7 protein-coding genes and 1 pseudogene are annotated in these 6,958 nt (G+C 67.8%); 4 read left to right on the forward strand and 4 right to left on the reverse strand.

From position 1 onward, the window contains the following. Positions 1–180, forward strand: a pseudogene (locus AX750_RS26625) (hypothetical protein); the annotation flags it as partial. Here the strand turns inward: AX750_RS26625 and AX750_RS19435 are convergent. Further along, entirely contained in the window at positions 160–1,092 is a 933-nt protein-coding gene (locus AX750_RS19435) for a DMT family transporter (RefSeq protein ID WP_066716583.1), read from the reverse strand. The pseudogene AX750_RS26625 and the gene AX750_RS19435 sit on opposite strands and share 21 nt — an antisense overlap. A gap of 199 nt (positions 1,093–1,291) precedes the next feature. Here AX750_RS19435 and AX750_RS19440 point away from each other — a divergent pair, with 199 nt between their 5' ends. Next, positions 1,292–1,954 carry a hypothetical protein gene (locus AX750_RS19440; protein ID WP_066716580.1) on the forward strand — a complete coding sequence of 221 codons (663 nt, stop codon included), beginning with the start codon at positions 1,292–1,294 and terminating at the stop codon, positions 1,952–1,954. Positions 1,955–1,958: 4 nt separating this feature from the next. Here the strand turns inward: AX750_RS19440 and eno are convergent, their stop codons facing one another. Next, complete coding sequence (eno, locus tag AX750_RS19445) at positions 1,959–3,242, reverse strand: phosphopyruvate hydratase (protein WP_066716571.1); 1,284 nt, start codon at positions 3,240–3,242, stop codon at positions 1,959–1,961. A gap of 196 nt (positions 3,243–3,438) precedes the next feature. Here eno and AX750_RS27080 point away from each other — a divergent pair, with 196 nt between their 5' ends. Continuing rightward, complete coding sequence (locus AX750_RS27080; protein WP_280939914.1) at positions 3,439–3,564, forward strand: hypothetical protein; 126 nt, start codon at positions 3,439–3,441, stop codon at positions 3,562–3,564. A gap of 84 nt (positions 3,565–3,648) precedes the next feature. After that, positions 3,649–4,104 carry a preQ(1) synthase gene (gene queF, locus AX750_RS19450; RefSeq protein ID WP_066716567.1) on the forward strand — a complete coding sequence of 152 codons (456 nt, stop codon included), beginning with the start codon at positions 3,649–3,651 and terminating at the stop codon, positions 4,102–4,104. Between the two features lie 28 nt (positions 4,105–4,132). Here the strand turns inward: queF and AX750_RS19455 are convergent, their stop codons facing one another. Both AX750_RS19455 and AX750_RS19460 read right to left on the reverse strand, forming a co-directional pair. Next, positions 4,133–5,632, reverse strand: a complete 1,500-nt coding sequence (locus tag AX750_RS19455; protein ID WP_066716564.1) for a pilus assembly protein TadG-related protein — start codon at positions 5,630–5,632, stop codon at positions 4,133–4,135. Positions 5,633–5,784: 152 nt separating this feature from the next. After that, the coding region (locus AX750_RS19460) for an MFS transporter (protein ID WP_082752437.1) at positions 5,785–6,958 on the reverse strand (1,174 nt) is incomplete at its 5' end.

Raw genomic sequence — 6,958 nt, forward strand, 5'->3', positions numbered from 1 at the left:
CCCGCCACGGCCGCCGTTCTCGCCAATGGCGCGCTCCCGCTGATCGGCTTCGGTCTCGCGCTGGCGGCGCTGCATCTGACGGCCGTCCCGCTCGGCTCGGCCGCCGCGCTCAGTCTCGCGCTCGCCATCGCGATCGGCTGGAATCTCGGCGTGATGCGGCTAAGCCGCCGGGCGCGGTGAGCGCCGCCAGGATGCCACGAACAGGCCCGCGATGATCAGGCCGATGCCGGCGACCTGAAGCCCGCTCGGAATTTCGCCCAGCACGGGGATGGCGAGCAGCGTGCCGATGATCGGGATCGTCGGCGGGAAGCGCCCGGCTACCGCCGGCCCCATCCGCCGCGCTGCGACGCTCCACAGCCAGAGCCCGAGGATGACGTTCAGCACGCCCTGGTTGATGCCGTGCAGCACGATGACCCACCAGGGCGCGACGTCGAAGCCGCGGAAGAAGAACAGCGCGTAGAACGGCAGATAGGCCATCGACAGCACCGCGACGACGCTCGTCGCCTTCAAGGGGTCGAGCCGCCAGAGCTGGACCAGCAGCGGATACATCCCCCAGATCAGCCCGACGCCGACGAAGCAGAGATCACCGAACAGGATCGAGGGGTTGGTGTGGGTCGTGCCGGCAATGCCGAGGCAGGTCAGGCCGAGCAGCACGGCGACGATGCCGACGATGAGCTGGCGCGTGATGATGGCGCCGAACAGGGCGACGCTGCCGATGATCGAGATCACCGTCACGAGGCCGGGCCCGATGGTCGCGCCATGGGCGGCCGGCGCATAGGTCACGCCGGTCAGCAGCAGATAGCTCATCGGGAAGCCGCTCATCACCGCGAGCAGCACGCCGCGACCCCAGCCGATCTCGTTGCAGCTCTTCAGGCCTCCGGCGACGAAGCCCGGCAGCAGCAGCAGGCCCGCGATGCCGAAGCGCAGGGCGAGGAGATCATGTGAGGTCAGGCCGTTCAGCACCGCATGCCGGCTGACCACGAAATTCGAGCCGAAGATCAGCATCGCCAGAACCATGCCGGCGAAGGCCAGCCGCCACAGGCGCCGGTCTCGCAGGCGGGCGGCTTCCGACAGGGGCGCGGTCTGGTGCATCAGCCGGTATCGCCCGGTTCAGCCCCCCGGCGATAGCGCATGGGCCGCATGGCCCCCGCGCGAAATCCGCGTTGCCGCGTGCCCGGCGCATGGGTCCGGAAACAATACGAGACGAAACGCCGCAATTGCTCCCTGCTTCGGCCCCGTGGGTGCCAGGCGCCGGTGGTCTTGTGGCTCCGTTCACGGAGGAAAGTCGGACATGACGGATTCGGTCTTCACGGCCACGGCCAAATTCCTGCGCGGCGTCGGAACCCAGGCGACCGTCTCGGTCGCCGCCTCAGCGCTGGCGGCGGTCGTGCTGGCCCTGCCGTCGGGCACTCCGCTGCCGTTCTTCGGCGCCTCCGCGCAGACGGATACGGCGGTTGCGCGGCAGGAACGCTGGGTCTCGCCGGTGGCGTCGGACGGCAAGATCCGCGAGCGCCATCAGGATGCGGCGGGAAGCGAGGCGCCGCTGCGGGCGTCACAGGGGCTGATCAGCCCGGCGGCGATCGTCATGCCGATGTCGCTCGACTGGAAGCAGCCCGCGACCCCGGTCACCGCTCTGCGGCAGGAGCGGCCTGTCACCGCCGAGCCGCGGCTGCATGTTGCGCAGGCGCAGGCAGCGGTGACGGTTCCGCCGTCCCCGCCGCGTCGCCCCGTCGTCGAGCGTGCGGTGGTGACCGCGGAGGCCGCTCCCCTCCCGATCACACCGGCCGTTCAGGCCGCGGCAGCCCCGTCCCAGTCCTCATTGAAGGTTCTGGGGGTGGCGCTGCCCACCCCGGTCGCCCGCGTCGGCGACGCGATGTCCGGGGCGGTCGGTGTCGTCGGCGCGGCCGGCATCTGGACGCTGTCGCGCGCCTCCAGCCTGCTGCCGCGCCTGTGACGGCTCAGGCGAGGGCCTTCAGCGCGCTGCGGCCAGCATAGATCGCCTGCGCGCCGAGTTCCTCCTCGATGCGCAGGAGCTGGTTGTACTTGGCGGTCCGGTCCGAACGGGCGAGCGAGCCGGTCTTGATCTGCCCGCAATTCGTCGCGACCGAGAGGTCGGCGATGGTCGAATCCTCGGTCTCGCCCGAGCGGTGGGACATCACGGCGGTGTAGCCGGCGCGCTGCGCCATCTCGACGGCCGCCAGCGTCTCGGTCAGCGAGCCGATCTGGTTGACCTTGACCAGGATCGAGTTGGCCGTCTTGCCCTTGATGCCCTGCGACAGGCGGGTGACGTTGGTCACGAAGAGATCGTCGCCGACGAGCTGGCACTTGGAGCCGACGAGGTCGGTCAGCGCCTTCCAGCCCTCCCAGTCGTCCTCGGACATGCCGTCCTCGATCGAGACGATCGGATAGTTGCCGACGAGCTTGGCGAGATACTTCGCCTGCGCCTTGGGATCGCGCGTCTTGCGCTCGCCCTCATAGACGTAAGACCCGTCCTTGAAGAACTCGGTCGCGGCACAGTCGAGTGCGAGCGCGATGTCCTCGCCCGGCTTGTAGCCGGCGGCCTCGATCGCGGACATGACGAAGTCGAGCGCGGCTTCCGCCGACTTGATGTTGGGGGCGAAGCCGCCCTCGTCGCCGACATTGGTGTTGTGGCCGGCGTCGTGCAGCTTCTTCTTCAGCGTGTGGAAGATCTCCGAGCCCATCCGCAGCCCCTCCGAAAAGGAGGGCGCGCCGATCGGCATGATCATGAATTCCTGGAAGTCGATCGGGTTGTCGGCATGGGCGCCGCCATTGACGATGTTCATCATCGGCACGGGCAGGACGCGGGCCGAGGTGCCGCCGACATAGCGGTAGAGCGGCAGGCCGGCCGCCTCGGCCGCGGCCTTGGCGACGGCGAGCGAGACGCCGAGGATAGCGTTGGCGCCGAGCTTGCTCTTGTTGGGGGTGCCGTCGAGCGCGATCATCGCCTCGTCGATCGCGACCTGGTCCTCGGCGTCCATCGCGACGAGCTGTTCGGCGATGGCGACGTTGACGGCCTCGACCGCCTTGAGCACGCCCTTGCCGAGATAGCGGCTCTTGTCGCCGTCACGCAGTTCGACGGCCTCATGTGCGCCGGTCGACGCGCCTGACGGCACCGCGGCGCGGCCCATCGAGCCGTCCTCCAGCACGACATCGACCTCGACCGTCGGGTTGCCGCGGGAATCGAGAATCTGGCGGCCGATGATGTCGATAATCGCGGTCATGGAAGGGCTCCGTGGCGGGCACAGGGGAGGGCGTCGGCCGTGCTTCTAGCCAAGCGCCCGGCTCGCGGGAAGCCCCGATCGCCCGAGAGAGTCGTCCGGTTGCCGCCTGCGACCGTCGACTTTGCCTCCCCGGAACGGCCTGCCGCTTGCGGTCCTGACGGTGCCGACAACGGCGCTGTTCCATCGGGAGACGACAATGTTCCAGATCTGGTCCGACAACCGCCGGCCCTCAGGCGCGATCGTGCTGGCCTCGATCACCGTCACGGTCCTCTACTGGAGCGGCCTATGCCTCGTCGCCGGCCGCCCGATCTGGTTCTGGTGAGGGCTGCGGCACCGGCGCCCGCGAAAACCGGTTCCCACCCGGCCTGACCTTGCTCTAGAAGGCGGCCAACCTCAGGAGCCTTCCATGTCCCTCGATGCCGCGACCCTGCAACTCGGTCAGCAGACCGGTCTGCCCGCCTCGCCCGAGGAGGCGCGCCTCGACCGCGTGCCCAATCCCCATGCCGGGACCGCCTATCTCGCCCGCTTCACCTGCCCGGAATTCACCTCGATCTGCCCGGTCACCGGCCAGCCGGATTTCGGCATCCTCGTCATCGACTATCTGCCAGGGAAATGGCTGGTCGAGTCGAAGTCGCTGAAGCTCTATCTCGGCGCCTTCCGCAATCACGGCGCCTTCCACGAGGACTGCACCATCGGCATCGGCAAGACGCTCGTCGAGCTGCTCGAGCCGGAATGGTTCCGCATCGGCGGCTACTGGTATCCGCGCGGCGGGATCCCGATCGACGTCTTCTGGCAGACCGGCGAGCCGCCCAAGGGCCTTTGGCTGCCCGATCAGGGCGTCGCGCCCTATCGCGGGCGCTGACGTCCTGACCGAGGGCCGGCGCTGAGCCTCACTGCGAGAGGCGCAGGCTGGTCAGCGACTGGCCGATCGACTGGAAGGCGGCGGTGAGGGCTGCCGAGTCCGTCGCGTCGTAGTAGTGACCCGAACTGCTCGCGCAGCCCTGCAGCATCGTCTTGGCTGCGACGTCCGTCACCGCGAAGGCGACGGTGAACACCTCGATCTTCTTCGACTTGGCGTATTCGCAGATCTTCGAGGTGTCGTTGTTGGTCGTCGTGACGTGCCCGTTGTTGGTCGCATTCTGGTGAGTGCCGTCCGAGGCGCGGAAGTACATCGTGTTTGCCCCATCGGTCATCAGCACGAGTGCCTTGCGCGGCATCTTGTTCGCGGTGTCGTAAGCCTTGCCCTCGGAGAAGGGCGCGGTCGGGGACAGTACATTGACGCCCCAGATGAGCCCACCGGGAATATAGGTGGAGGGCTTATAGCCACCGATATTGATGATCAGGCTGTCGATCGCAGCCGTCAGCACGGTCTTGTCGGACGTGAGGGGAACGATCGGGTTGAGGCAGCGCTGGCTGGTGCCGAGGAACCCCGGATAGGGCGAGGTGGGCTCGCTGTCGTTCAGGCGGAGCTCGCCTGTCTTCCGCGACTGGACGCAGCCAAACCACTTGTAGTTGGTGACCGTGGTCTTTGCCGGCGTGCCGCCACTGCAGGACTGATAGGGCGTGACGGGCTGCTGGACGCAGGTCTGCGGCGTGCAGTCATAAGTCGACACGACGCCATCGGTGGTCGATGTGCAGGTCTTGGGGGCGCCCTTCGTGCAGACCTGTTTGGTCGTCACGGTGGTGCAGGTGTAAGGCACGGCGGGGGTGGTGTTGGTGACGGAGTAATCGGCCGGCACCGAAACCCAATTCTGGTTGCGGTTACCGACGCCCACGTTCACATAGTCGGCAAAGGGCACGATCCCGATCTTCACATTGCTGCCGCCCTGCGTGAGGATCGTGTTGATCAGGTTTTTGGCGGCTGATTTCAGCACGGTGATCTTCGAGCCGCCGCCGCCGGCGCTGTCCGACATGGACCAGGTGTTGTCGAGGACGAGCGCCATCTCGACCGTGCCCGTGACCTCCTTCAGCGCCGCGGCGCGCGTGCTGTAGGCCATGGTCTTGATGCCGGCGATCGCCATCAGCGACGTGTCGAGGACGCCGCTGCTTTCGATCGTCACAGTCCCCGTCGATTCCTGGAAATCGAACTTCGTGATCTGAATGTTCTGGCCGCCCAGTCCCGCTGTGTTGGCGACGAAGAATTTCTCGGCCGCTGCGCGCATCGTCGCGGCGTCCTTGCTGGGCAGCCTCGCGGCGGCCAGCGCGGCGGAATCCGTTGCTGCTTGCAGACCGGAATGCGCCTTGGTCAGGCGTCCGTAGTCCATCACCACCCCGGCCATGCAGATCAGCACGACGCCGGCGAAGGCGAACATGGTCACGGTGGCGCCCGCCTCGTCGCGGCGAAAGCAGGAAGCGACTCCGAGCAGGGCATCGCGGTAGGACTGGCGCATCGCAGCCTCTCATCTCTGGCGGCGGCCCACAGATGCAACCGCAAGGTCGCGAGCCTGGAGCCGATCAAGATGCCTGCGTTATGCGGCCGAGAGGTTGCGATTCCGTTCCGTCAATCGTCGAAACTCGACGATGTCCGGCATTTAAGCGAAATTCAGGTTCGGCTGCTCGGCACCGGCAGGATCCGCGGCGTGAGATAGCCGAACAGGACGATCGCGGCGGCGAAGAGCAGGATCGCCGCAGGCGCGCCCAGCGCATGCATGGCCGCGCCCATCGCCAGTGGCCCCGTCGCCTGGCCCAGGAAGAAGCAGCAGGCGAAGAGCGCCATGGCCGATCCGCGTGCCGCCGGCGCGAGCTCCGTGGCCTGTGCCTGAAAGGTGCCGTGCAGGAGGAAGAAGCCGAAACCCTGCAGCGCGAAGAGCGGGATCGCGCTCCACCAGGGCCAGTCGAAGGCGAAAAGGGCAAGCCCGATCGCACAGACCACGCCGCCCGTCCGCGTCATCCGCGTCGGGCCGAGGCGCTCGACGAGGATACGCGTCAGCAACCCGTAGACCAGGCAACCGAATCCCATGCCGGCGATGGCGAGCCCGGCCTCGCCCGGCCCGACGCCCGAGCGCTCAAACAGGATCGCCGCGACATAGGCCGGAATGCCGAAGAGCAGGATGCCCTCGATCACGACGAGGCCGTAGAGCAGCTTGGTGCGCGGATTGGCGAAGACGATCCTGTAATTCGCCAGCGCACCCGCGACGCTCAGCGCCTGTCGGGTCACGTTCCGGCGCGGCTTCAGCACGATCGCGACCAGCACCGCCGCCAGCGCCGCGACGCCCGCTGCCGAGAGGAAGGCGGCGCGCCAGCCGAGATGGGTCGCGATCAGCCCGGAACAGGCCGAGCCCGACATCTGGCCGATGATCATCAGCACCAGGAAGCGGCCGAGCGCGACCTGGCGCTCCTGCATCGGCGCCCGGTCGCCGATGGCCGCCATCGCGATCGGGATGATCCCGCCCGAGGCGATGCCGGTGACGCCGCGGACCACGGCCATGATCTCGTAGGACTGCGACAGCGCCGCCACCGTCGAGAACAGGGCGAGCGCCAGCAGGCAGGTCAGGATCGTGCGGATCTTGCCGACCGCATCCGCGACGGGGCCGAGAAAGGGCTGGCCCAGCGCATAGGCCAGCGAGAACCCGGTCACCATCATCACGATCTGCGGCACGCTACGCCCGAACTCGCCGGCGAGCGTCGGGATCAGCGGATCGATGATCCGCATCGTGAAGGTCGAGGCGAAGCCGCAGGCTCCGAGGACGAGAATGAGGGCGGGCAGTGGGGTGGGA

The organism is Methylobacterium sp. CCH7-A2 (genome assembly GCF_001557075.1).
In the GTDB taxonomy this organism is placed as follows: domain Bacteria; phylum Pseudomonadota; class Alphaproteobacteria; order Rhizobiales; family Beijerinckiaceae; genus Allobosea; species Allobosea massiliensis.

Bases quoted from the DNA above. Each gene is read 5' to 3' on its own strand.
- eno (WP_066716571.1), bottom strand. From the start codon at position 3,242: ATGACCGCGATTATCGACATCATCGGCCGCCAGATTCTCGATTCCCGC.
- AX750_RS19435 (WP_066716583.1), bottom strand. From the start codon at position 1,092: ATGCACCAGACCGCGCCCCTGTCGGAAGCCGCCCGCCTGCGAGACCGG.
- AX750_RS19455 (WP_066716564.1), bottom strand. From the start codon at position 5,632: ATGCGCCAGTCCTACCGCGATGCCCTGCTCGGAGTCGCTTCCTGCTTT.
- queF (WP_066716567.1), top strand. From the start codon at position 3,649: ATGTCCCTCGATGCCGCGACCCTGCAACTCGGTCAGCAGACCGGTCTG.
- AX750_RS27080 (WP_280939914.1), top strand. From the start codon at position 3,439: ATGTTCCAGATCTGGTCCGACAACCGCCGGCCCTCAGGCGCGATCGTG.
- AX750_RS19440 (WP_066716580.1), top strand. From the start codon at position 1,292: ATGACGGATTCGGTCTTCACGGCCACGGCCAAATTCCTGCGCGGCGTC.